The sequence below is a fragment of the Streptomyces sp. NPDC101166 genome, assembly GCF_044768125.1.
Classification (GTDB): domain Bacteria; phylum Actinomycetota; class Actinomycetes; order Streptomycetales; family Streptomycetaceae; genus Streptomyces.
In genome coordinates this window covers 163,372-187,485 of the sequence record NZ_JBIWPF010000007.1, presented here as the reverse complement: position 1 = coordinate 187,485, position 24,114 = coordinate 163,372, and the positions used below count along the sequence as shown (strand labels likewise).

The window sequence follows — 24,114 nt, the reverse complement described above, 5'->3', positions numbered from 1 at the left end:
TCTGGCTCTTGTAACCCCTCACGGCGTCCCCCGCAACACGGGAACACAAAACCCCGGCCGCGAGAGGCGGCCGGGGTCTGCTCGGTTTCCGGTGTCGGAACTCACGAACCCGTGGGCACGGAGTCAGTCGCCTCCGTCCACAGATCCTGCTCGGCGCGATCCGCCTGGATCTGGCGGTACACGAGGAGCCCGCCGATGGCGGCCAGTGCGACCAGGAGAAGCTTCTTCACCGCGCTACCTCGTCTTTCCTTGACGTTGGGGACCTCTGGCGCCCGACTATACACACCGACCGATACCGATCGGTGACCTACGTCGGCTCCTCAACTCCCGCCCTCGACAGCGCAGTAGCGAGCGCGGGGGGAAGCGGATCACACCCTCCGATCGGAGGGTGATCAGATCTTGACAGAGGGTGATTCGATCGCCTTCCTTGTCTTTTCAGCCCTTTTCTCACGTCTTGCGCCCATACGAGTGGTGTTCATCCGAACATCGCCTCGCCACGAGCGTCGGTCCACCACTTCGATCCCCCCATACACATGATGAGCAATGTACGCAAATCGCCCAACCCGAAAGTGAGGGGACATGCGCGAGAACCGAGTCATGAAGCTGTGGGCCGCCGTCGTCAGCGCCTTCCTCGCGCTGTGCACGGCGCTCGGCTTCGCCACCACGACCGCCACGCCGGCAGTAGCGCAGACCGAGCCGACCCGCAACAGCGACGAGACCGAGGGGGCCGTACGCGCGAACGTGGTCGTGCCGCAGGCGACTCCACGGCCCTGGCTCCCCGCGATGGCCCTACCGCCCACGATGAAGCAGCGCATCCGCGCCGAGGCGCACGGCAAGTCCCCCAACTGCCGCCACATCCCCCTCCCCGAGGACGAGCCCGCCGAGCACACCGAGGCCGCCTGCGACCCCGAGGAGCCCCCGCCGTCCCTCAGCAAACTGGTCCCGCTGCAGCGCTGATCCTCCTGCTCCACCGCTGACCCTCCTGCTCCACCTCGTTTCTTCTCCGCTCCACCCCTCACGACCGACCACCCCTGACGGCGAACGCGCGTACACCGCATACACCGGGCCCGGCAGCTCCCCAGGAGCCACCGGGCCGCCGTCACGCCCTCAGCCGGGCACACCGGAAGCAGGGTCCTCCACTCGCAGCGAAATGACGTCGGCCTGGAACCATCCCAGCCGTATTGACGTGCAGGTATGGGGAGTTGCCGGGGCACAGCCCCGGACCCGGACCCGACCGCACAAGCCGACGGATGAAGACGAGTACGGACCACATGGATGCGATCCACGATGACGTGGCGGAGTTCGCGCTGCTGCTCACGCGGCTGAAGGAGCGCACAGACCGCAGCTACGCGGCCCTGGCCCGCCGGCTGGACATGAACGCCTCCACGCTGCACCGCTATTGCGCCGGCGAGGCGGTCCCCCTGGACTTCACCGGGATCGAGCGGTTCGCAGCGCTCTGCGGAGCCTCCGCCGAGGAACGGGTGGAGGTGCACCGCCGATGGATTCTGGCGGTCGCGGCACGGCAACGGTCCCGCCCCTCCACCGCCCGGCCGGCGACGAAGCCCCACACCGCGGCTCCGGCCCCCTCAGAGGAGCCCGGCAGCAGAGCGGACGAGGCACCGGCAGCCCCGCATCCGGAGCCGCAGCCCGCCTCACGTACTGCCCCGCTCCCGGCACCGACATCATCGGCAGCCCGGCGGCCCCTTGCCCGGCGCGACCGACGACGCTCCGTACGATCGACGGCGCTGACGGCCGTACTCGCCATCGCGCTCGCCGGCCTCACCGCATCCGCTGCCGAACGCCCTGCCGTCGGCGGCAGACCGTCTGCCTCCGCCCCCACCACACCAGCTCCCCCAGCACCGGCCGCACCCGGCGGTGGCCTGCGATCCGCCGCCGGACCTTCCTCCGCCACGGGTGAGCCGTCGGCCTCCGCCCCCACCGCATCCACGCCCACCGCCCCCGAGCCGTCGACGCCGGTCACCACCGGCCGGAGCAGCCCGCGTGAGCCCCTGCCGGGCGCCGGCGCGGCCCCACCGCAGGTCCCGCTCACGTGGACGGCCGACTCCCAGCTCTGGCAGAGCGAGTGCGACCACGACTACGTCATCGCCAAGCCGCCGCGGCAGGTCCCGCCGCCGCCGGCCCCGACGGACGCCGCGGTGTGGGCCGCGTCCCAGGAAGCGGTGCACGGGCGCACCACCGATCTGCGGATCTCGGTGCAGGGACGCGGCTCCGCCGCCGTCGTCCTGGAGGCACTGCGTGTGCGCATGGCCGACCGCACCACCCCCGCAGACCGCGGGGGCATCGCCTACTCCACGTACGAGGGCTGCGGCGCCATCCTCATCCCCCGCTACTTCTCCGTCGACCTCGACGCGCAACGCCCCCTGGCCCGCCCGATGCCCGGCAACGATCCCGACAGACCCGCCCCCGCGATCGACTTCCCCTACCAGGTGTCCCTGCGGGAGCCGGAGGTTCTGCTGCTCTCCGCGCACACCGTGTCCTGCACCTGCGACTGGTACCTCGAACTCGACTGGTCCTCCGAGGGCCGCAGCGGCACGGTACGCATCGACGACCACGGCCGCCCGTTCCGCACCACCAGCATCGAGGGACTGCCGCACTACTGGTACCGCAACCCCCACGGCTGGATCCCCATGACAGACGCCTCCGAGGAGTCGGAAACCGGGGAGTGAGGAACGTCAGAAGACCCCCGGACCGACGGTCCGGGGGGCTTCTGGCTGGTGAGGCCAACAGGATCTGAACCTGTGGCCTCATCCTCATCAGGTCGATCATGGGGTGGCGTTTACGTCAGAGGGTCGGCAGAGACGGGCGCGGTCGGCAGAGCCTGTGCAGCGTATTAGGTGGGCTGCCCGGGCACCTCGGCCTGGAGTTTCTCCGCACGTTCACGCGGGTCGTACCCGGGACCGACGCCCTCGACCAACAAGAGGTCTCCGTCGATGTGGTCGGCCCGCAGCCGCAGGATCTTCTGATACGCGGGGGACTCGTACCAAGCGCGGGCCTCGGCCATGCCAGGGAACTCAATCAGCACCATGCTGCCCGGCCAGCTGCCCTCTACCACCGCCGTCGGTGGGCCGTGGATCAGAAAGCGGCCATGGAATGGGTCGAGGGTGCCCTGGATCCTCTTGAGGTACTCGAGGATGTCCGGGTGGTGTCGACGGTCACGTAAGTGCGCGAACCCGTATGCGGGCACGTCCGGCCCCTTCGTTCGTTCCGGTGGGAGAACGCAAACGTAGCCAGGAGCGTCGCAAGCCTCAATGACTTCTGAGGTAAGCGCCAGTGCTACCCCCAGCCCCCCTCAGCCCACCGATCACCCCGGCTCCCATCCCGTCCGCCGTCGACCCACACACCGTGGAGCGGGCGTGGTTCAGGGGGCCGCGTACGATCGCCTCGTCGAGCGGGCTGGCGTACGCCGCATCACGGTCCGGCTCGCCCGGGCCCGCTCATCGGCTGACCGCAACCGTGCACCGCCGTTGGTGTCAACCGCGGGTGTCAAAAAACCCCCGGACCGATGGTCCGGGGGTCTTCTGGCTGGTGGGGCTAACAGGATTTGAACCTGTGGCCTCATCCTTATCAGGGATGCGCTCTAACCAACTGAGCTATAGCCCCGCCGCGCTCTGCGGAGTGTGTCCCGCGCGCTGACTCCTGAAGATTAGCGCACGACGTGGGCAGTCCCAAAATCGGTTCCCGTGGGACCGTGCGCGGAGGTTTGGAACGGCCTCCGCGCGTGAGGTCACTCGTCCTCGGCCAGCGTCAGCTCGATGCCGCCGACGAAGCCGGCGGAGATGTTGTAGATGAACGCGCCGAGCGTCGCGAGGGCCGTCGCGAGGACGACGTCGATGACCGCGATGATCGACGTGAACATCAGGACGTGGGGGAGGGACAGGAACGACTGGAGGTCGAAGCCGTTCGACTCGGTCGAACCGGTGGCCTCGGAGATGGTGCCGCCGACCGTCGAGAAGACGCCCATCGCGTCCATGACCATCCACAGGACGGCGGCCGCGACGATCGTGCAGACGCCCAGCGCGATGGAGAGCAGGAAGCTGACCTTCATCACCGACCACGGGTCGGCCTTCGACACCCTCAGACGCGCCTTGCGCACACGGGGCGTGGTGCGGGCGCCCGTCCTCGGGCGGCGCGCCGCGTCGGCCTGGTTCTGCGAGGCGTAGGCCTGCGGCGGGTGGTAGGGCGTGGCGGCCTGCTGCGACTGCCGCTCGCCGGGAAGCGGAGAGACCGTCTGGCGGCTCTCCGCCCCGCCCTGCGGCCGCGCCTTGCCGCCCGGAGCGGACGGGCCCGCCCCAGCCGCGTGCTGCTGGGTCTGCGGGCCACGGGCGTCCGTCACAGTTCCCCCCTGGGATCCATGCGTGTCAGGCGAGCGCGAGTCGTTCGTCGGCGGCTTGTCCGACGGCTTGATCGCCTTGAGGTTGGTCGTGTGCGGGTCGGTCGCCCGCGCGTCGTTCGAGCGGGCGCCGGCCGTACTGGCGTCGCCCGCACGGCCGTCGGTCCCCCGCGCGTCGGTCGAACGCGCGTCCTTCGCCCCCGCGGCGGAGCCACTGCCGCCGTCGTCCGATTCCTTGCCGGCGCCGCCGGTGGAAGGGCCGTCAGACGTACCGGCCGATGTACCGACCGAACCGGCGCCCGTGGCTCCGCTCACGATGACTCACTCCTCGTGCCTACTCGGCCGAGGGCGCCTCACCCTCGTCCGTGCCGGTGGGCGCGGCGTCGTCGACGGTCTCGTCCACGGCAATGTCGCCGTCGACCTCCTCCGCCTCGCGCCCCGCCTCGGCGTTACGTGCGATGCCCACGACGGCATCGCGCTTGCCCAGGTTGATCAGTTGGACGCCCATGGTGTCACGGCCCGTCTCCCTGATCTCGTTGACTCGCGTACGAATCACACCGCCCGACAGCGTGATGGCGAGGATCTCGTCCGTCTCCTCGACCACCAGAGCGCCGACCAGCGAACCGCGGTCCTCGACGATCTTGGCGGCCTTGATGCCGAGGCCGCCGCGACCCTGGACGCGGTACTCGTCGACGGCGGTGCGCTTCGCGTACCCGCCGTCTGTGGCAGTGAACACGAACGTACCGGGTCGAACAACATTCATCGAGAGCAGCTCGTCCCCCTCACGGAAACTCATGCCCTTGACGCCCGAGGTGGCGCGGCCCATGGGACGCAGAGCGTCGTCCGTGGCGGTGAACCTGATCGACTGAGCCTTCTTGCTGATCAGAAGCAGATCGTCGTCGCCCGAGACCAGTTCGGCGCCGATCAGTTCGTCGTCGGAGCCGTCCTCCTGCTCGCGCAGATTGATCGCGATCACACCGCCGGAGCGGGGCGAATCGTAATCCTTCAGAGGTGTCTTCTTGACCAGACCCGCCTTGGTGGCGAGCACCAGGTACGGCGCCGCCTCGTAGTCGCGGATCGCGAGGATCTCGGCGATCGCCTCGTCCGGCTGGAAGGCCAGCAGGTTCGCCACATGCTGCCCGCGCGCGTCCCGGCCGGCGTCCGGCAGCTCGTAGGCCTTGGCGCGGTACACCCGGCCCTTGTTGGTGAAGAACAGCAGCCAGTGGTGCGTGGTCGAGACGAAGAAGTGGTCGACGATGTCGTCTTCCTTGAGCTTCGTGCCCCGCACGCCCTTGCCGCCGCGCTTCTGCGAGCGGTAGTCGTCCGTCTTGGTGCGCTTGACGTAGCCGCCGCGCGAGATGGTGACGACGATGTCCTCTTCGGCGATCAGGTCCTCGATGGACATGTCGCCCTCGAACGGCACCAGCTTGGTCTTGCGGTCGTCGCCGTACTTCTCGACGAGGGCGGCCAGTTCCTCACTGACGATGCCGCGCTGACGGACCGGCGAGCCGAGGATCTCGTTGTACTCGCGGATCTTCGCCTGGAGCTCGTCGTGCTCCTGGACGATCTTCTGGCGCTCCAGGGCGGCCAGCCGGCGCAGCTGCATCTCCAGAATGGCGTTGGCCTGGATCTCGTCGATCTCCAGGAGGCCCATCAGGCCCGTGCGCGCCACGTCGACGGTCTCACTGCGCCGGATCAGCGCGATGACCTCGTCGATGGCGTCCAGGGCCTTCAGCAGGCCGCGCAGGATGTGCGCGCGCTCCTCCGCCTTGCGCAGCCTGAAACGCGTACGGCGGACGATGACCTCGATCTGGTGCGCCACCCAGTGACGGATGAACGCGTCCAGCGAGAGCGTGCGCGGCACGCCGTCGACCAGCGCCAGCATGTTCGCGCCGAAGTTGGTCTGCAGGTCGGTGTGCTTGTAGAGGTTGTTCAGGACGACCTTGGCGACCGCGTCCCGCTTCAGGACGATGACCAGCCGCTGGCCGGTCCGCGAGGACGTCTCGTCGCGGACGTCCGCGATGCCGCCGATCTTGCCGTCCTTGACCAGGTCGGCGATCTTCTGCGCGAGGTTGTCGGGGTTGACCTGGTAGGGCAGCTCCGTGACCACCAGGCACTGGCGGTTCTGGATCTCCTCGACCTCGACCACCGCGCGCATGGTGATCGAGCCGCGGCCCGTGCGGTAGGCCTCCTCGATGCCCTTTCGGCCCACCACCAGCGCGCCGGTCGGGAAGTCCGGGCCCTTGATGCGCTCGATCAGCGCCTCCAGGAGTTCCTCGTGCGAGGCCTCCGGGTTCTCCAGGTACCACTGGGCGCCGGCCGCGACCTCGCGCAGGTTGTGCGAGGGGATGTTGGTCGCCATGCCGACCGCGATGCCCGCCGAGCCGTTGATCAGCAGGTTCGGGAACCGGGCGGGCAGGACGGTCGGCTCCTGGGAGCGGCCGTCGTAGTTGTCCGTGAAGTCGACGGTCTCCTCGTCGATGTCGCGGACCATCTCCATCGACAGCGGCGCCATCTTGCACTCGGTGTAGCGCATGGCCGCGGCCGGGTCGTTGCCCGGGGAGCCGAAGTTGCCGTTGGAGTCGACCAGCGGCATCCGCATCGACCACGGCTGGGCGAGGCGGACCAGGGCGTCGTAGATCGAACTGTCGCCGTGCGGGTGGTAGTTGCCCATGACGTCGCCGACCACGCGCGCGCACTTGTAGAAGCCGCGCTCGGGGCGGTAGCCGCCGTCGTACATGGCGTACAGGACGCGGCGGTGGACGGGCTTGAGACCGTCCCGGACGTCGGGCAGCGCGCGGGACACGATGACGGACATCGCGTAGTCCAGGTACGAGCGCTGCATCTCCGTCTCGAGCCCGACGGGCTCGACACGCATCGCTACTTCGCCGCCCTGTTCAGGGGTGACGGGAGTGTTCTCGTCGGCCATTGCTGGTGAAGATCCTTCCCTGTGCGGTCAGCTGAGACCGACTCAGATGTCGAGGAAGCGGACGTCCTTGGCATTGCGCTGGATGAACGCGCGGCGGGCCTCTACGTCCTCGCCCATCAGGACCGAGAACAGGTCGTCGGCCTGGGCGGCGTCGTCGAGGGTGACCTGGCCGAGGACCCGGTGCTCCTGGTCCATGGTCGTCACCCGCAGCTCTTCGGCGTTCATCTCGCCAAGACCCTTGAAGCGCTGGATCGAGTCCTCGCGGACGCGCTTGCCGCGCTGCCGGCCCATCTCGATCAGCGCGTCGCGCTCGCGGTCGGAGTAGGCGTACTCGACGTCGTCCCGGCCCCACTTGATCTTGTACAGGGGAGGACGCGAGAGGTACACGTGCCCGGCCTCGACCAGCGGCCGCATGAAGCGGAACAGGAAGGTCAGCAGCAGGGTGCTGATGTGCTGGCCGTCGACGTCGGCGTCCGCCATGAGGATGATCTTGTGATAGCGGAGCTTCTCGATGTCGAAGTCCTCGTGCACACCGGTGCCGAAGGCGGAGATCAGCGCCTGGATCTCCTGGTTCTGCAGGATCTTGTCGATCCTGGCCTTCTCGACGTTGAGGATCTTGCCGCGGATCGGAAGGATCGCCTGGTACTGCGGATTGCGGCCGGACTTGGCCGAGCCGCCGGCCGAGTCGCCCTCGACGATGAAGATCTCGCACTTGGCGGGGTCGTTCGACTGGCAGTCGGAGAGCTTGCCCGGCAGGGACGCCGACTCCAGCAGCCCCTTACGACGGGTCAGGTCGCGGGCCTTGCGGGCCGCCACGCGCGCGGTGGCCGCCTGGATGCCCTTGCGGATGATGTCCGCGGCCTCGACCGGGTTGCGGTCCAGCCAGTCCGTGAGGTGCTCGTAGACCGCCCGCTGGACGAAGGTCTTCGCCTCCGTGTTGCCCAGCTTGGTCTTCGTCTGCCCCTCGAACTGGGGCTCGCTCAGCTTGACCGAGATGATCGCCGTCAGACCCTCGCGGATGTCGTCGCCCGTGAGGTTGTCGTCCTTCTCCCGCAGCAGCTTCTTGTCACGCGCGTACTTGTTGATCAGGTTGGTCAGCGCCGAGCGGAAGCCCTCCTCGTGCGTGCCGCCCTCGTGGGTGTGGATGATGTTCGCGAAGGAGTAGACGCCCTCGGTGTAGCTGCTGTTCCACTGCATCGCGACTTCGAGGGACAGGTGCTTGTCCTTGTCCTCCGCCTCGAGGTCGATGACGGAGGGGTGCACCACGTCTCCCTTGCGGGAGTTGAGGTACTTCACGAAGTCGACGATGCCGCCCTCGTAGTGGTAGTCGACCGACTTGACCTCGGCGCTCTCGTCCGCGCCCGCCTCGTCCGCGCCGGACGTCGCCTTGGCCGACTCCCGCTCGTCGGTGAGCCTGATCCTCAGGCCCTTGTTGAGGAACGCCATCTCCTGGAAGCGCCGCGAGAGCGTTTCGAAGGAGTAGTCGGTCGTCTCGAAGATGTCCGGGTCGGCCCAGAAGGTCACCGAGGTGCCGTGCTCCTCGGTGGCCTCGTGCTTCGCCAGCGGGGCCGTCGGGACGCCCAGCTTGTAGTCCTGCGTCCAGCGGTGACCGTCGGTCTTGACCTCGACGGCCACCTTGGTCGACAGGGCGTTCACCACGGAGACGCCCACGCCGTGCAGACCGCCGGAGACCGCGTAGCCGCCGCCGCCGAACTTGCCGCCCGCGTGCAGCACGGTGAGCACGACCTCGACGGCCGGCTTGCCCTCGGAGGGGACGATGCCCACCGGGATGCCACGGCCGTTGTCGACGACCCTGACCCCGCCGTCGGGGAGGATCGTCACGTCGATGGTGTCCGCGTGGCCCGCCAGCGCCTCGTCGACGGAGTTGTCGACGACCTCCTGCACCAGGTGGTGCAGGCCGCGCTCACCGGTCGAGCCGATGTACATACCGGGTCGCTTGCGGACCGCGTCCAGACCCTCGAGGACGGTGATGGCGCTGGCGTCGTAGGAGGCGGTGACCTCACCGCCTGAGACGGTGACCTCGCTGCTCACGCCGGCGTCGGTGGACGGGATGTTCTCGTTGGGGTTGCCGGAATCGGCCACGAAGCGCCCTTTCTGGCACAGCACGAGCCGAACTCCTGGGGGTCCCCTCCCCTTGAGGGGGCGGTTCGCCGGAGCGGCTGCGGCATGTTGCGTCGGTAAGCCTTGATCAGCGTTGCTCAGCTTCTCCCGGGCGGTCCCCACAGTGGGGGCGGGATTGGCTTCCAGTCTACCGGTAGCGCTGACAGTGATGGGGGTTTGCCGGTACCTGAGTACCCATGTGCCGCCCTCAACCGGTCTCGGCCGGGTCCCCATATGCGGAGCAGGGCTCCAAGAGGCTCACAGCGGCACTCAGCGCTTCCAGGTGTCAACCCTTGGCTATCGGGAAGTCAGGTCCGTATTCGCCACTGTGTACGGGCGATTCGAGGCCATTGCCCCCTGTGCGCGCCGGCGGGCGGGCCGCGAAGGAGCTCCGCCCGCGCACGCGCGCGGCGACGGTCCCCGCGCTCCGCGCAGCCCGCCCCACCGCCATCACGTGACGCAGATCACCCGTAGGTGTCGCCCGGACCTGTACTGCCCGGGGCCCGCAGCGGGCCGTAACGGCGTGCCGGACCGCCGGGCCCCTGCACTTTGATCAGCTTGACCCTGCCGTGCCCCAGGTCCTCGTTGAGACGGGCCACCAGCGTCGGCGCGAGCAGCCGCAGATTGGTCGCCCAGGCCGTGGAGTCGCAGCGCACGAACAGCACGCGCTCGTCCTCGTCGTACCTCTCGGGCACACAGTGCTTGGCGACGTCCTCGCCGACGATCTGCGGCCAGCGGCCCATCACCCCGCCCACCGCGGCCGGCGCCTCCCAGCCCCGCTCGGTGAGCAGCCGGTTGATCGCGGCGCCGAGCGCCATGGGGTCCCGGCCGTCCGCCCGCGCGCCCGACCGCAGCCCACCCCCGCGCCGGGCCTGCTTCTTCTGCTGCGCCACTTCCCCACGTGCGCGCGCCTGCTCCCGCGCCGCCCGCAGCGCCACGCGCGCGAGGTCGACGCCGGACGGCTCGGCCGCATTCTTCGTCGCGGGCTCGTCCGCGGTCATACGCGCTCCACCGTCCCCTCGGACACGGAGTACCGCGCTCCCGCGAGCACATGCGGTACGTCGTCGTCGACCGCGGCCGTCACCAGCACCTGCTCGCCGGGAGCGACCAGTTCCGCCAGCCGCTCCCGCCGGCGGGCGTCCAGCTCGGCGAAGACGTCGTCGAGGACCAGCACCGGCTCGTTGCCCTCGGCGCGCAGCAGATCGTAGGAGGCCAGGCGCAGGGCGAGCGCGTAGGACCAGGACTCGCCGTGCGAGGCGTATCCCTTGGCGGGCAGCTGACCGAGCTTGAGCACCAGATCGTCCCGGTGGGGCCCCACGAGGGTGACGCCGCGCTCCACCTCCTGCTTGCGGGCGTCGGCGAGCGCGGCCGTCAGCTGGTCGTAGAGGTGTTCGCGGGTGTGCGCCTCGCCGGGGGCCGACGGCTTGTACTCCAGGGCGACCGGGCCGCCGCCCGGGGCCAGTTGCTCGTACGCCTTGTCCGCGAGCGGCTGGATCGCGGCGACCAGGTCGAGCCGCTGGGCGAGCAGCTCGGCGCCCACGCGCGCGAGATGCTGGTCCCAGACGTCGAGCGTGGACAGATCCATCGAACGCCCGCCGTGCCGACGGGCCAGCGCGGCCGACTTCAGCAGGGTGTTGCGCTGCTTGAGCACGCGTTCGTAGTCGGAGCGCACGCCCGCCATGCGCGGGGAGCGGGCGGTGATCAGCTCGTCCAGGAAGCGCCGCCGCTCCCCGGGGTCGCCCTTGACCAGGGCGAGGTCCTCCGGCGCGAACAGCACCGTCCGGACGATCCCCAGCACGTCTCGGGGCCTGACCTGCGAGGAGCGGTTGATGCGGGCGCGGTTGGCCTTGCCCGGGTTCAGCTCCAGCTCGACCAGCTGCTGCCGCTCGCCCTGGCGGACCTGCGCCCGGATGACCGCGCGGTCGGCGCCCATGCGGACCAGGGGCGCGTCCGAGGAGACGCGGTGGCTGCCGAGGGTGGCGAGGTAGCCCACCGCCTCGACCAGGTTCGTCTTGCCCTGCCCGTTGGGGCCGACGAAGGCCGTGACCCCCGGGTCGAGCGGGACTTCGACCCGGGGATAGGAACGGAAGTCGGCCAGCGACAGGTGCGTGACGTGCATGTCGTTTCGCCGACCTCCCGCGGCGTTGTGGACCGCTCACACGGCCCTGTGGATCGTTGCGTCCGTCGTGCTGCCCGGGTTCCTGCGACCCGGAGCTACTTCTTCGCCGACTCCACGGCGTGGCCGCCGAACTGGTTGCGCAGCGCGGCGATCATCTTCATCTGCGGCGAGTCGTCCTGGCGGGAGGCGAACCGCGCGAACAGGGACGCGGTGATGGCCGGCAGCGGCACCGCGTTGTCGATGGCGGCCTCCACCGTCCAGCGGCCCTCGCCGGAGTCCTGCGCGTAGCCGCGCAGCTTGTCCAGGTGCTCGTCCTCGTCGAGGGCGTTGACCGCCAGGTCCAGCAGCCAGGAGCGGATGACCGTGCCCTCCTGCCAGGAACGGAAGACCTCGCGCACGTCCGTGACCGAGTCGACCTTCTCCAGCAGCTCCCAGCCCTCGGCGTAGGCCTGCATCATCGCGTACTCGATGCCGTTGTGGACCATCTTGGCGAAGTGGCCGGCGCCGACCTTGCCGGCGTGCACCGAGCCGAAGTCGCCCTCCGGCCTGAGGGCGTCGAAGACCGGCTGCACCTTGGCGACGTTCTCCGCGTCGCCGCCGTACATCAGGGCGTAGCCGTTCTCCAGGCCCCAGACGCCGCCGGAGACGCCGCAGTCGACGAAGCCTATGCCCTTGGCTGCCAGCTCCTGGGCGTGCTTCTCGTCGTCCGTCCAGCGGGAGTTGCCGCCGTCCACGACGACGTCGCCCGGCTCCAGCAGCTCGGCGAGTTCGTCGATCGTCGACTGGGTGGCGGCGCCGGCCGGGACCATCACCCACACCACGCGCGGGCCCTCGAGCTTGCCCACGAGTTCTTCGAGGCTGTGGACGTCGGCGAGGTCCGGGTTCCGGTCGTATCCGATGACGGTGTGGCCGGCGCGGCGGATCCGCTCGCGCATGTTGCCGCCCATCTTGCCGAGGCCGACGAGACCGAGCTCCATCAGTTGTTCCTTAGGTCGCTGTGTGGCGTGTGGGGCACCTTCGTACCCATGTCCGAGCCTAAACCCGGACGGTCGTGCACAGCTGTGGGCATACGCGCTCAGACGTACGCCCCCACCTGCGACTTCTCCCCACAGGCCCACCCGGTTGTCCACCGACTGTGGACAACCGGGCCGGACCAGGACGCCGGTCCGAGGACCGGCCCGGCCGCCGACGGCTCGGCTCAGCCGCTGAGCCGCACCGGCATGATCAGGTACTTGTAGGCGTCGTCCGCCTCGGCGTCCAGCGCCGGCTTGCCGCTCAGCAGGGCGGGCTTCGTGGACGTCGTGAACGACAGCTGGGCCACCGGCGAGTCGATGGCGCTCAGACCGTCCAGCAGGAAGGTCGGGTTGAACGCGATCGAGATGTCGTCGCCCTCCAGCTGGGCGTCGACCCTCTCCACAGCCTGTGCGTCGTCGCTGGAGCCGGCCTCGAGGATGAGCACGCCCTGCTCGAAGCTGAGCCGCACCGGGGTGTTGCGCTCGGCGACCAGAGCCACGCGCTTGACGGCCTCCACGAAGGGGGCGGTCTCGATCACGGCGACGGAGTTGAACTCGGTCGGGAACAGCGTGCGGTACTTCGGGAGGTCGCCCTCGAGGAGGCGGGTCGTGGTACGCCGGCCCGCGCCCTCGAAACCGATCAGGCCCTCGCCGGAGCCCGAGCCGGACAGCGCCAGCGTGACGCTGTCGCCGCTCGTGAGGGCCTTGGCGGTGTCCAGGAGCGTCTTGGCGGGCACCAGGGCGACCGCGGAGGCGTCCGGGTTCTCCGGCTTCCACAGGAACTCGCGGACCGCGAAGCGGTAGCGGTCGGTGGAGGCCAGCGTCACCGTGTCGCCCTCGATCTCGATGCGCACACCGGTGAGGACGGGAAGCGTGTCGTCGCGGCCGGCGGCGATGGCGACCTGGGCGGCCGCGGAGGCGAAGACCTCACCGGGGACCGTGCCCGTGGCGTTCGGCATCTGCGGCAGCGACGGGTACTCCTCCACAGGCAGTGTGTGGAGGGTGAACCGCGAGGATCCGCAGACCACCGTCGCCCGTACACCGTCTGTGGAGATCTCCACCGGACGGTTGGGCAGTGCGCGGCAGATGTCGGCGAGCAGGCGGCCCGAGACGAGGACCGTGCCCTCCTCCTCGACCTCGGCATCCACGGACACCCGTGCGGAGACCTCGTAGTCGAAGCTGGACAGGCTGAGCGCGCCGTCGTCGGCCTTCAGGAGCAGGCCGGCGAGGACAGGCGCCGGCGGACGGGCCGGGAGGCTGCGCGCCGCCCAGGCAACGGCCTCCGCGAGTACGTCGCGTTCCACCCGGATCTTCACTCTTGCCGCCTCCTGCTGTTGCCGGCGCTTCTCGCCCTGCCTGGCCTTCGTCGTCTGTCTCGGTGTCGTCGGCCCCCGAGGGGGGAAGGACCACCGGAGACCAGTCTGACGCACGGCACTGACAGTAGGTGCCTCTCGGGGTCAAGTCGTGACGAGGGGCAGCCGGGCGCCGAAGGGCGAGTTGTGCACAGGACCCCCTTCGAAACGGATTCCTCACTCTCTCTAGTCGGGAGTAGTAGTAGGGCCTGTGGAAACCGTGGATAACCCCGTTTCCGCAGCTCAGAGGCGATATTTTATCCACTGACCCTGTGGGCGGAGGCAGTGGATAACCAGGCCCGTCTGTGGAGAAATAAAAGTTCTGCACACTCCGTGCACAGGGAGGGCCGAGTTCTCCCCAGCTGCGTCCCCAGGTTTCGCCGTCTTTCCCACAGGGCCCCCCGGCAGCTTCGTGTGACGGCTTTCACTCGACGCGGTGATCAGGCGCGGCGGGTTGCCGAACAGTGGACAGCCATGTGGAGAAGCCGCCCTCGGCTGGGGACAACCGGCCGAAGTCTGTGGGTTGTCGGTGGACAAGTCCGTCCACAGGGTGGGGACCATCGCGTTGTCCACAGTCTGTGGAAACCCTTCGTCCACGAATCCACAGCCACATGACCTGCTCTGATGGTCCCTCAACAGGGCAGCCTGTGGACACGATCGGGAAAACTCCGCAGTCCCCAGGCTGTGGAGGGGAAAAAGTCGCCGAATCTGTGGACGAAGGCCGTAACCCGGCCGGTAATCGAACAGCGGATGACGTGAGCACGAAGAAGGGCGCCCCGGGGATCGGTCCCCGGGGCGCCCTGGAAGGCCGTGCGCGGCTCGGTCAGCCGGCCTTGATGCGGTTGGTCAGCTCGGTCACCTGGTTGTAGATGGAGCGTCGCTCGGCCATCAGGTTGCGGATCTTGCGGTCCGCGTGCATGACCGTGGTGTGGTCGCGGCCGCCGAACAGCGCGCCGATCTTCGGCAGCGACAGGTCGGTCAGCTCACGGCACAGGTACATGGCGATCTGCCGGGCGGTGACGAGGGCGCGGCCGCGCGAGGTGCCGCACAGGTCCTCGACGGTCAGGCCGAAGTAGTCCGCCGTGGCGCCCATGATGGCCGTGGAGGTGATCTCGGGCGCCGAGTCCTCGCCGCCGGGCATGAGGTCCTTCAGCACGATCTCCGTCAGCCCCAGGTCCACCGGCTGCCGGTTGAGCGACGCGAACGCGGTCACCCTGATCAGCGCGCCCTCCAGCTCGCGGATGTTGCGCGAGATCCGCGAGGCGATGAACTCCAGCACCTCCGGCGGGGCGTTGAGCTGCTCCTGCACCGCCTTCTTGCGCAGGATCGCGATGCGCGTCTCCAGCTCGGGCGGCTGCACGTCGGTGATCAGACCCCACTCGAAACGGTTCCGCAGCCGGTCCTCCAGCGTGACCAGCTGCTTGGGCGGCCGGTCGCTGGACAGCACGATCTGCTTGTTGGCGTTGTGGAGCGTGTTGAAGGTGTGGAAGAACTCCTCCTGCGTCGACTCCTTGTCCGCGAGGAACTGGATGTCGTCTACGAGCAGGATGTCCATCTCGCGGTAGCGCTTGCGGAAGCTGTCGCCCTTGCCGTCGCGGATGGAGTTGATGAACTCGTTGGTGAACTCCTCGGAGCTCACGTACCGCACGCGCGTGCCCGGGTAGAGGCTGCGCGCGTAGTGCCCGATCGCGTGCAGCAGATGGGTCTTGCCGAGGCCCGACTCCCCGTAGATGAAGAGGGGGTTGTACGCCTTGGCGGGCGCCTCGGCGACGGCGACCGCGGCCGCGTGCGCGAAGCGGTTGGACGCGCCGATGACGAAGGTGTCGAAGAGGTACTTGGGGTTCAGCCGCGCGGTCGGCTCGCCGGGACCGCCGGCCGGCGCGGACTGCGCCGCCGACGGGCCGGATCCGCCGACGCCGGGCTGGCCGGGGCCCATCGGACCGCCGCGATGCGGATGCCCCGCGCCGCCGGACGGCTCGGGCAGCTCACGCCGCGTGGGGTCGCGCTGGTCGTACTCGGGGCGCTGCGGTTCGTACTCCGCGCGCGTCGGCTCGTACTCCGGGCGCTTCTGGTCGTAGGGCGACGCGTCGTAGGGCGGTCGCTCCATCTTCTGGGGGCGGTAGTCCTGGGGAGACGAGCCGTACCCGTCCTGCGCCGGGCCTCCGTAGCCGTCCTGGGCGGACGACGAGCCGTAGGAGTCCTGACCGGAGGGACCGTAGGAATCCTGGGACGGCGACGCGTACGGGTCTCTCTCGGGGAAGCCGAGGCGCTGCTGCTGCCAGCCGTAGTCGTCCTGCGTGGGCCGCGGCCAGGCGCCGGGTTCGGGGCGCTGGTACTCCGAGGGGTACGCGGGGCGGGCGGTGGGCAGCGGGTCCTGCCGGGAAGCGTGCTCGCCGGGGCCGCCCGAGCCGCTGGTGGCGCCGTGTCCGCCGGGGGGCTGTTCCGAGCGGTGCCGGCCGTAGCCGTCGTACTTGTTGTCGTACGGGCTGTCGTACTGGCCGGGGGGACGCTCGGGCTCTTCGTACCGGGAGGCCGGGGCGGGCGCCGACGGCGACGAGGGCTCGCCGACGGAGTCGTCCACGGTGATCGCGATGCGGATGGGGCGGCCGCACTCGCGGCTCAGCGTCTCGCTGACGATCGGGGCGAGCCGGCCTTCCAGCACGGTCTTCGCGAACTCGTTCGGTACGGCGAGCAGGGCGGTGTCGGCCACCAGTGCCAGCGGCTGGCAGCGCCGGATCCAGCGCTCGTCCTTCGTCTCGACGCCCTGGCCTCGGCCGTTGCTGAGGAGGTGCTCCAGTACGCGTGGCCACACTGCGGCAAGATCGGCAGGTACGTCAGCCACAGGGCACGCTCTCTCGCAGGTCCCACGAACGGGTGACAGTGGGACGGATCGGGATTCACAGCGGACGGGGTCAGGGTCCAGGGAAAGAATCGGAGTCCAGCCACGGTAGTCAGCGCGACCGGTACGGTTCAAGTTGTTGTCCCCAGGCTGTGGACAGTGTCGCCCGGTGGCCCCTGGTTTGACCGGATGGCGTAGCCCCGCGTACCGTAACCAGGTCGAGTTGTCGATGGCTGCTGCCGCCTGCCTCCGATGGGCACAGATCGCGTCAGGTGATCGGGAAGCGGTGCACTCGGGCGTTAACGGGAGCTACTCGTGGGCGCACGGTGACAGCCAGGACGGCACCCGCCACTACCGATCGATTTCTGGAGCCCCCGAGTGAGCAAGCGCACCTTCCAGCCGAACAACCGTCGTCGCGCGAAGACCCACGGCTTCCGGCTGCGTATGCGTACCCGTGCCGGCCGCGCGATCCTCGCGTCCCGCCGCAGCAAGGGTCGCGCCCGCCTGTCCGCCTGATCCCGGTCAGGTCATGCCGTCGTGCTGCCCACCGAGAACCGGCTGAGGCGGCGCGAGGACTTCGCGACCGCGGTACGCCGAGGCCGTCGGGCCGGACGCCCGACTCTCGTCGTCCACTTTCGAAGCGGTGCCACGGACCCGCACGCGCCTGGGGAGAGCGCTCCCCCGACGCGTGCGGGTTTCGTCGTGAGCAAGGCTGTGGGCGGGGCGGTCGTACGCAACGCCGTGAAGCGCAGACTGCGTCATCTGATGCGCGATCGAGTCGCCCTTCTGCCCCCCGGTAGCCTGGTAGTCGTACGGGCGCTGCCCGGCGCGGGCGACGCCGACCACGCACAGCTGGCCCAAGACCTCGATGCCGCCCTACAGCGGCTACTGGGAGGGGGCGCGCGATGAAGTACCCGCTGCTGGCCCTGATCAAGCTGTACCAGTGGACGATCAGTCCGCTGCTCGGGCCGGTCTGCAAGTACTACCCCTCGTGCTCCCACTACGGCTACACGGCCATCGACCGGCACGGTGCGATCAAGGGAACGGCCCTCACGGCCTGGCGCATCCTGCGGTGCAACCCGTGGTCGCTGGGGGGTGTGGACCATGTCCCGCCGCGGAAACGTCCGCGGTGGCACGAAATGCTGCGCGACGCCTGGCGTGCACGCAGGGGCGGGACCTCCGCCGCCTCAACGGCCACCGAAGAGAGTCATCCTTCGAGCCCGGCCGCAGAGACCTCGTCCCATGCCCAAGGAGCATGATTAGTGGACACGATTGCCAGCCTCTTCAGCTTCATCACGACACCTGTCTCCTGGGTCATCGTCCAGTTCCACACGGTGTACGGCGCCATCTTCGGCCCTGACACCGGATGGGCCTGGGGTCTGTCCATCGTGTCCCTGGTGATCCTGATCCGAATCTGCCTGATCCCGCTCTTCGTGAAGCAGATCAAGGCGACGCGGGCCATGCAGACGCTCCAGCCCGAGATGAAGAAGATCCAGGAGCGCTACAAGAACGACAAGCAGCGCCAGTCCGAAGAGATGATGAAGCTGTACAAGGAGACGGGCACCAACCCGCTCTCCTCGTGCCTTCCCATCCTGGCGCAGTCCCCGTTCTTCTTCGCCCTCTACCACGTCCTCAACGGCATCGCCAACGGCGAGACCATCGGCGTGATCAACCAGAGCCTTCTGGAGAGTGCTCAGAAGGCGCACATCCTCGGCGCGCCGCTGGCCGCCAAGTTCACCGACAGCTCCTCGGACCTCGCCGCGCTCGACGCCTCGCCGACCAGCGTGCGCATCGTCACCGCGTTCATGATCGTGCTGATGTCGGCCTCGCAGTTCTTCACCCAGCGCCAGCTGATGACGAAGAACGTCGACACCACGGTGAAGACGCCGTTCATGCAGCAGCAGAAGATGCTGATGTACGTCTTCCCCGTCATGTTCGCCGTCTTCGGCATCAACTTCCCGGTCGGTGTCCTCGTCTACTGGCTGACCACCAACGTGTGGACCATGGGCCAGCAGATGTACGTCATCCACAACAACCCGACCCCGGGTTCCAAGGCGCAGGCCGCGTACCTGGAGCGTCTGTACAAGTCCGTCACGCACCACGGCAAGACGCGTCGCCGCAGCGAGAAGACGATCGTCAAGGCCATCGTCGCCAAGGGTCGTGACCGCAACGAGTACGAGCGCAAGTTCATCAACGGTCTGGGCAAGGTGGGCCTCGTGGCCCAGGCCGACGGCACCGTGGTGAAGGGCGAAGCCCAGACCGCCACCCTCACCGAGGACGGCACGCCCACGAGTGCGGCGGCCGCCCGGCGCCAGCAGCCCAAGCGCCAGACCAAGTCCCAGCGCCAGACCACAGGCCCGAAGGCGGCAGGCGAGGCCACCACCTCGCTGACCAAGTCCGACGAGCCGCAGGACGCCGAAGCCGCCGACCCCGCCAAGCCGAAGCCCGGATCGGCCGGCCGCAGCAAGGCTCAGTCCGGTCAGCGCAAGGGCGGTCCGCAGCGCCCCAAGTCCCCCTCCAAGAAGTAAGAAGGAGCCCATCCCGTGACGGAAGGCACCACCTCCGCCGCCGCCGAGGGTGCAGACACCCTCACCCGCCTGGAGCAGGAGGGCGAGATCGCGGCGGACTACCTCGAGGGTCTGCTGGACATCGCCGATCTCGACGGCGACATCGACATGGACGTCGAAGCCGACCGCGCCTCGGTGTCGATCATCAGCGACGCGGGTGGCCGCGAACTGCAGAAGCTGGTCGGCCGTGACGGCGAGGTGCTGGAAGCACTCCAGGAGCTGACGCGCCTGGCCGTGCACCGGGAGACCGGCGACCGCAGCCGGCTGATGCTGGACATCGCCGGCTACCGCGCGACCAAGCGCACCGAGCTCTCCGAGCTGGGCGCCAAGGCTGCGACCGACGCGAAGAACAGCGGCGAGCCGGTGAAGCTCAGGCCGATGACCCCCTTCGAGCGCAAGGTCGTCCATGACGCGGTCAAGGCGGCCGGCCTGCGCAGCGAGTCCGAGGGCGAGGAGCCGCAGCGCTTCGTCGTCGTACTCCCCAACTGATTCGGTACACCCGTTTTCACCGGCCCCGTCTGTCGCTCAGGCGGGGCCGGTCTTTGTCAGCCCTGGTAGTTCTGGTGGTCGGCGCCCAACGCGCCGGTGCGGTACGGAAGGACGGTCCCCGTGACGGAGGCAGTGGAGCTCCCCCCTGCGCCCGAGCAGGCACGAGCGGTATTCGGTGATCGCTTCACGGATGCGGTCCGGTACGCCGAGCTGCTGGCCGAGGCAGGCGTGCGGCGCGGGCTCATCGGTCCGCGCGAGGTGCCCCGCCTGTGGGAACGGCACCTGCTCAACTGCGCCGTGCTCTCCGAGGTCGTCCCCGAGGGGGTGACCGTGTGCGACGTCGGCTCCGGCGCCGGCCTGCCCGGCATCCCGCTGGCCCTCGCCCGCGAGGACCTGAAGATCACCCTGTTGGAGCCGCTGCTGCGGCGGACGACCTTCCTCACCGAAGCCGTCGAACTGCTGGGCCTGGACCATGTGACCGTCGTACGCGGCCGCGCCGAGGAGCTCATGGGCAAGCTGCCGCCGGTGCATGTGGTGACGGCCCGTGCGGTCGCGCCACTGGACCGTCTGGCCACCTGGGGCATTCCCCTGCTGCGCCCCTATGGGGAGATGCTCGCTCTCAAGGGCGACACGGCCGAGGAGGAGCTGAAGAGCGCCGCCACCGCGCTGAGCAAACTGGGCGCGGTCGGCACCTCGATCCACCACGTCGGCGAAGGTGTGGTCGATCCGCTCTCCACCGTGGTGCGGGTCGAAGTCGGGGAGAGTCCGGGCGGTGTGCGGTTCGCCGCCAAGCGTGCCAAGGCAGCCCGCACAGGGCGCACGCGCCGTCGCCGCTGACGCGGACAGGACGCTAGGCGTACTCCACACAAGCTGCCGCGCCTCCGTGTGACGGAGTGTCGCGGCAGTTCGGTGCCGGGCGCTGTGCATCGTGTTTCACGTGAAACGTCGCTCACTGCTGCAGGGCATCATCAGCCGGGGCCGCGCTGCGGCCGAACCTCGCGACCGAAAGCCTCTCGGCTCACTCGACAGGGGAACGGAGTTGTCCACAAAGGTGGATTTCTCCACAGAACCCCAGGCCTCACTGGTTCACGACCCCGAAGGCATGGGAGGCTCTGTTCATTGCGAGCCTGAAGTCGAGGAGAGTGAATCCTTGCGGTCCGACGCCAACATCGCGGGACCGATGACCGATCCGGTCCCCGGTCCCCGAACCGAGTCGATGGGGGAGGATGTTTCACGTGAAACCCCGCCCCCGATGGACGACACTCCGATCGGTCGTGCCGCCCAACTGGCGGTAGAGGCTCTGGGGCGAGCCGGGGAAGGCCTTCCACGGCCCGAACAGACCCGCGTCATCGTGGTCGCCAACCAGAAGGGTGGCGTCGGCAAGACGACGACGACCGTCAATCTCGCCGCCTCCCTGGCCCTGCACGGCGGTCGCGTCCTGGTGGTCGACCTCGACCCCCAGGGCAACGCCTCCACCGCGCTGGGGATCGACCACCACGCCGAGGTCCCGTCCATCTACGACGTGTTGGTCGAAAGCCGCCCGCTGGCGGAGGTCGTTCAGCCCGTCCCCGACGTCGAGGGACTCTTCTGCGCTCCCGCGACGATCGACCTCGCCGGTGCGGAGATCGAGCTCGTGTCCCTGGTGGCGCGAGAAAGCCGGCTGCAGCGAGCGATCCAGGCCTACGAGCAGCCTCTGGACTACATCCTCATCGACTGCCCGCCCTCGCTCGGCCTGCTGACGGTCAACGCGCTGGTCGCCGGCCAGGAGGTTCTGATCCCGATCCAGTGCGAGTACTACGCGCTGGAGGGACTGGGGCAGCTGCTTCGCAACGTCGACCTGGTGCGGGGGCACCTCAACCCCGCTCTGCATGTGTCGACCATCCTGCTCACCATGTACGACGGCCGGACGCGTCTCGCGTCGCAGGTCGCGGAAGAGGTGCGCACCCACTTCGGCGACGAGGTGCTGAGGACGAGCATTCCCCGCTCGGTCCGCATCTCCGAGGCGCCGAGCTACGGGCAGACGGTGCTGACCTACGATCCTGGATCGAGCGGTGCCCTCTCCTATCTTGAGGCGGCCCGAGAGATCGCGCTGAAGGGCATCGAGGTCAGCTATGACGCCAACCATGCTCATATCGGCGCACAGAACAACCCGAGCATGGTGGAGGGGATCCAGTGAGTGAACGACGGAGGGGGTTGGGTCGTGGGCTGGGCGCACTGATCCCTGCGGCCCCTACGGAGAAGTCGACGGCGTCGGCGGCCCTGGGAAGCGGGGGCAACACCTCCCCTGCGGCCGGGCCGGTTCTGACGGCCGACCGTGGAGTGGCAGCGGCGAAGGTGGCGGCGCTTCCTGTTTCACGTGAAACAGAGGAGTCGTCGGCAAGCAGCTCCGTGGCGCCCCCTGCGCCTCCCCTGGGCGCCCACTTCGCTGAGATCCCTCTGGACGACATCACGCCGAACCCGCGTCAGCCGCGTGTCGTCTTCGACGGCGATGAGCTCCAGGAGCTGGTCACCTCCATCAAGGAAGTCGGTCTCCTCCAGCCCGTCGTCGTACGGCAGCTGGGACCGGGCCGCTACGAACTCATCATGGGCGAGCGCCGCTGGCGCGCCTGCCGTGAGGCGGGGCTGGAGGCCATCCCGGCGATCGTGCGCGCCACGGACGACGAGAAGCTCCTCCTGGACGCCCTCCTGGAGAACCTCCACCGCGCTCAGCTCAACCCGTTGGAGGAGGCGGCCGCCTACGATCAGTTGCTGAAGGACTTCAACTGCACGCACGACCAGCTGGCTGACCGCATCGGCCGCTCCCGGCCGCAGGTCTCCAACACGCTGCGCCTGCTGAAGCTGTCGTCCGCGGTTCAGAAGCGTGTGGCTGCCGGAGTGCTCTCAGCGGGACATGCCCGGGCGCTGCTCTCCGTGGAGGACTCGGAGGAGCAGGACCGGCTGGCACATCGCATCGTGGCCGAGGGGCTGTCGGTGCGGGCCGTCGAGGAGATCGTGACCCTGATGGGCGCGCGGCCGCAGAGGGCCCAGCGTCCCAAGGGTCCGAGGGCCGGTGGCCGCGTCGCCCCGGCTCTCAGCGAGTTGGCGACCCGGCTCTCGGACCGCTTCGAGACAAGGGTGAAGGTGGAGCTGGGGCAGAAGAAGGGCAAGATCACCGTCGAGTTCGCCTCGCCGGAGGACCTTGAGCGGATCCTCAGCACCCTCGCACCGGGCGAGAGGCTGGCCCTTCAGAAGAGCCTTCTGGAGAGCGAGCCCGAGGGCACTGAAGGCTGAGCCTTCGCTCTCACCGTCGGAGTCGCTCCGGATGGACCAGAAGAGCGGGCCGTGTCCGATACCCGACGGACACGGCCCGCTCTTTGCTTTCTCGCCGTACCGAGGCCATCGCATCGTGGATACGATGCGTGAGGGTTGGCGCATTCACCGGGCAGCACCTCTGAGGGGGAGGCGGGGGCCATGCGAACGATGAGCCGGACCGGACTGGTGAGCGCGGGGCTGGGCCTGGGCGCGGTCGGAGGCTTCTTCGGCAGCCTGCTCAGAGAACGGAGTGCACTCACAGCCGCTCGCGACGCCGCGAGCGAAGGAAGCGAGGAACAGCCTTCATGGGGCGTCGGCTCGTACCGCTCACGCTGGACAATCTTCAGGACCTCCCCCAGCGCTGTCGCTCGTGCGTCTTCTGGGAACTCGACCCTGTCACCGGTGAGGCCTCGATAAGAGCGGGGACGGCCGCCCGGGAGAAGGAGGCCTGGATCTCGGCGGTCCTGCTCGACTGGGGATCCTGCGGCCGGGTCGTCTACGTCGACGAGGTCCCGGTGGGCTTCGTGCTCTACGCCCCGCCCGCTTACGTCCCCCGCTCCACCGCGTTTCCCACGAGTCCCGTATCCCCCGACGCCGTGCAGCTGATGACCGCGTTCATCGTTCCGGGCTATCAGGGGCAGGGACTGGGCCGGGTGATGGTGCAGACGGTCGCCAAGGATCTGCTGCGCCGGGGCTTCAAGGCGATCGAGGCGTTCGGGGACGCCCGCTGGAAGGAGCCCGGCTGTCTGCTTCCGGCCGACCATCTGCTCGCGGTCGGATTCAAGACCGTCCGCTCCCACCCCGCCCACCCTCGGTTGAGACTGGAGCTGCGCACGACGCTGTCCTGGAAGGAAGACGTGGAGATGGCTCTCGACCGGCTGCTGGGGGCGGTACAGAAGGAGCCGGCGCTGAGACCATTGTGAGCGGTTCAGCCATCGAATCGTCGGTCGAGGAACAAGCGAGTGGGGGGGGCCCCCCCCGGGGGGCCCCCCCCCCGGGGTGTCAGGGAAACCCACCCCCCCGGGGGTGGGCCCCGCGGCGCC

The 24,114-nt window shown here is 69.0% G+C and carries 21 protein-coding genes and 1 tRNA gene; 11 read left to right on the top strand and 11 right to left on the bottom strand.

Going from position 1 to position 24,114, the window contains the following annotated elements; all coding sequences use genetic code 11:
- Positions 1-101 precede the first annotated feature (101 nt).
- On the bottom strand, positions 102-230 hold the full coding sequence (locus tag ACIRS4_RS15225; RefSeq protein WP_003999697.1) for a DLW-39 family protein: 129 nt from the start codon (positions 228-230) through the stop codon (positions 102-104).
- Between the two features lie 349 nt (positions 231-579).
- Here ACIRS4_RS15225 and ACIRS4_RS15220 point away from each other — a divergent pair, with 349 nt between their 5' ends.
- Both ACIRS4_RS15220 and ACIRS4_RS15215 read left to right on the top strand, forming a co-directional pair.
- On the top strand, positions 580-957 hold the full coding sequence (locus ACIRS4_RS15220; protein ID WP_404195115.1) for a DUF6344 domain-containing protein: 378 nt from the start codon (positions 580-582) through the stop codon (positions 955-957).
- A 293-nt stretch (positions 958-1,250) separates the two neighbouring features.
- Positions 1,251-2,687, top strand: a complete 1,437-nt coding sequence (locus ACIRS4_RS15215; RefSeq protein ID WP_404195112.1) for a helix-turn-helix domain-containing protein — start codon at positions 1,251-1,253, stop codon at positions 2,685-2,687.
- 164 nt (positions 2,688-2,851) lie between these two features.
- On the opposite strand, the gene ACIRS4_RS15210 is transcribed toward ACIRS4_RS15215, so the two are convergent.
- The 10 genes from ACIRS4_RS15210 to dnaA form a co-directional block, all read right to left on the bottom strand.
- Positions 2,852-3,205, bottom strand: coding sequence for a DUF1330 domain-containing protein (locus ACIRS4_RS15210; protein ID WP_404195110.1), 354 nt, complete (start codon positions 3,203-3,205; stop codon positions 2,852-2,854).
- Positions 3,206-3,544: 339 nt separating this feature from the next.
- Positions 3,545-3,621: transfer RNA gene (locus ACIRS4_RS15205), tRNA-Ile, on the bottom strand.
- Between the two features lie 124 nt (positions 3,622-3,745).
- Entirely contained in the window at positions 3,746-4,666 is a 921-nt protein-coding gene (locus ACIRS4_RS15200; protein WP_404195107.1) for a DUF3566 domain-containing protein, read from the bottom strand.
- 19 nt (positions 4,667-4,685) lie between these two features.
- A complete protein-coding gene (gene gyrA, locus ACIRS4_RS15195) occupies positions 4,686-7,280 on the bottom strand; it encodes a DNA gyrase subunit A (protein WP_404195104.1) in 2,595 nt (864 codons plus the stop codon).
- A 42-nt stretch (positions 7,281-7,322) separates the two neighbouring features.
- Entirely contained in the window at positions 7,323-9,383 is a 2,061-nt protein-coding gene (gyrB, locus tag ACIRS4_RS15190) for a DNA topoisomerase (ATP-hydrolyzing) subunit B (protein WP_404195500.1), read from the bottom strand.
- A 482-nt stretch (positions 9,384-9,865) separates the two neighbouring features.
- Positions 9,866-10,402 (bottom strand): DUF721 domain-containing protein, encoded by a 537-nt coding sequence (locus ACIRS4_RS15185; RefSeq protein ID WP_404195101.1) that lies wholly within the window; start codon positions 10,400-10,402, stop codon positions 9,866-9,868.
- Positions 10,399-11,520, bottom strand: a complete 1,122-nt coding sequence (gene recF, locus ACIRS4_RS15180) for a DNA replication/repair protein RecF (protein ID WP_404195099.1) — start codon at positions 11,518-11,520, stop codon at positions 10,399-10,401. Before recF ends, ACIRS4_RS15185 begins: the two co-directional genes overlap by 4 nt.
- Before the next feature lie 95 nt (positions 11,521-11,615).
- Entirely contained in the window at positions 11,616-12,497 is an 882-nt protein-coding gene (gnd, locus tag ACIRS4_RS15175; protein WP_404195096.1) for a phosphogluconate dehydrogenase (NAD(+)-dependent, decarboxylating), read from the bottom strand.
- A gap of 221 nt (positions 12,498-12,718) precedes the next feature.
- Complete coding sequence (gene dnaN, locus ACIRS4_RS15170) at positions 12,719-13,849, bottom strand: DNA polymerase III subunit beta (RefSeq protein ID WP_358799826.1); 1,131 nt, start codon at positions 13,847-13,849, stop codon at positions 12,719-12,721.
- Positions 13,850-14,708: 859 nt separating this feature from the next.
- The gene (gene dnaA / locus ACIRS4_RS15165; protein WP_404195094.1) at positions 14,709-16,727 is read right to left on the bottom strand and encodes a chromosomal replication initiator protein DnaA; all 2,019 of its coding nucleotides are present in this window, start codon (positions 16,725-16,727) and stop codon (positions 14,709-14,711) included.
- Positions 16,728-17,102: 375 nt separating this feature from the next.
- On the opposite strand from dnaA, the gene rpmH reads away from it, so the two are divergent.
- The 9 genes from rpmH to ACIRS4_RS15120 all read left to right on the top strand — a co-directional run bounded on the left by rpmH (position 17,103) and on the right by ACIRS4_RS15120 (position 23,994).
- Positions 17,103-17,240 (top strand): 50S ribosomal protein L34, encoded by a 138-nt coding sequence (gene rpmH / locus ACIRS4_RS15160; RefSeq protein WP_003956500.1) that lies wholly within the window; start codon positions 17,103-17,105, stop codon positions 17,238-17,240.
- Positions 17,241-17,261: 21 nt separating this feature from the next.
- A complete protein-coding gene (rnpA, locus tag ACIRS4_RS15155; protein ID WP_130439140.1) occupies positions 17,262-17,633 on the top strand; it encodes a ribonuclease P protein component in 372 nt (123 codons plus the stop codon).
- On the top strand, positions 17,630-17,983 hold the full coding sequence (yidD, locus tag ACIRS4_RS15150) for a membrane protein insertion efficiency factor YidD (protein WP_130439142.1): 354 nt from the start codon (positions 17,630-17,632) through the stop codon (positions 17,981-17,983). The genes rnpA and yidD overlap by 4 nt, the downstream gene beginning before the upstream one ends.
- A 3-nt stretch (positions 17,984-17,986) precedes the next feature.
- On the top strand, positions 17,987-19,252 hold the full coding sequence (gene yidC, locus ACIRS4_RS15145) for a membrane protein insertase YidC (protein ID WP_404195091.1): 1,266 nt from the start codon (positions 17,987-17,989) through the stop codon (positions 19,250-19,252).
- Positions 19,253-19,267: 15 nt separating this feature from the next.
- On the top strand, positions 19,268-19,780 hold the full coding sequence (locus ACIRS4_RS15140; RefSeq protein ID WP_130439146.1) for a R3H domain-containing nucleic acid-binding protein: 513 nt from the start codon (positions 19,268-19,270) through the stop codon (positions 19,778-19,780).
- Between the two features lie 120 nt (positions 19,781-19,900).
- Positions 19,901-20,617, top strand: a complete 717-nt coding sequence (rsmG, locus tag ACIRS4_RS15135) for a 16S rRNA (guanine(527)-N(7))-methyltransferase RsmG (RefSeq protein ID WP_356678619.1) — start codon at positions 19,901-19,903, stop codon at positions 20,615-20,617.
- 265 nt (positions 20,618-20,882) lie between these two features.
- A complete protein-coding gene (locus ACIRS4_RS15130) occupies positions 20,883-21,956 on the top strand; it encodes a ParA family protein (protein WP_351094475.1) in 1,074 nt (357 codons plus the stop codon).
- Positions 21,953-23,050 (top strand): ParB/RepB/Spo0J family partition protein, encoded by a 1,098-nt coding sequence (locus ACIRS4_RS15125; protein WP_404195088.1) that lies wholly within the window; start codon positions 21,953-21,955, stop codon positions 23,048-23,050. The genes ACIRS4_RS15130 and ACIRS4_RS15125 overlap by 4 nt, the downstream gene beginning before the upstream one ends.
- Before the next feature lie 326 nt (positions 23,051-23,376).
- Entirely contained in the window at positions 23,377-23,994 is a 618-nt protein-coding gene (locus tag ACIRS4_RS15120; RefSeq protein ID WP_404195085.1) for a GNAT family N-acetyltransferase, read from the top strand.
- Positions 23,995-24,114: the final 120 nt, after the last annotated feature.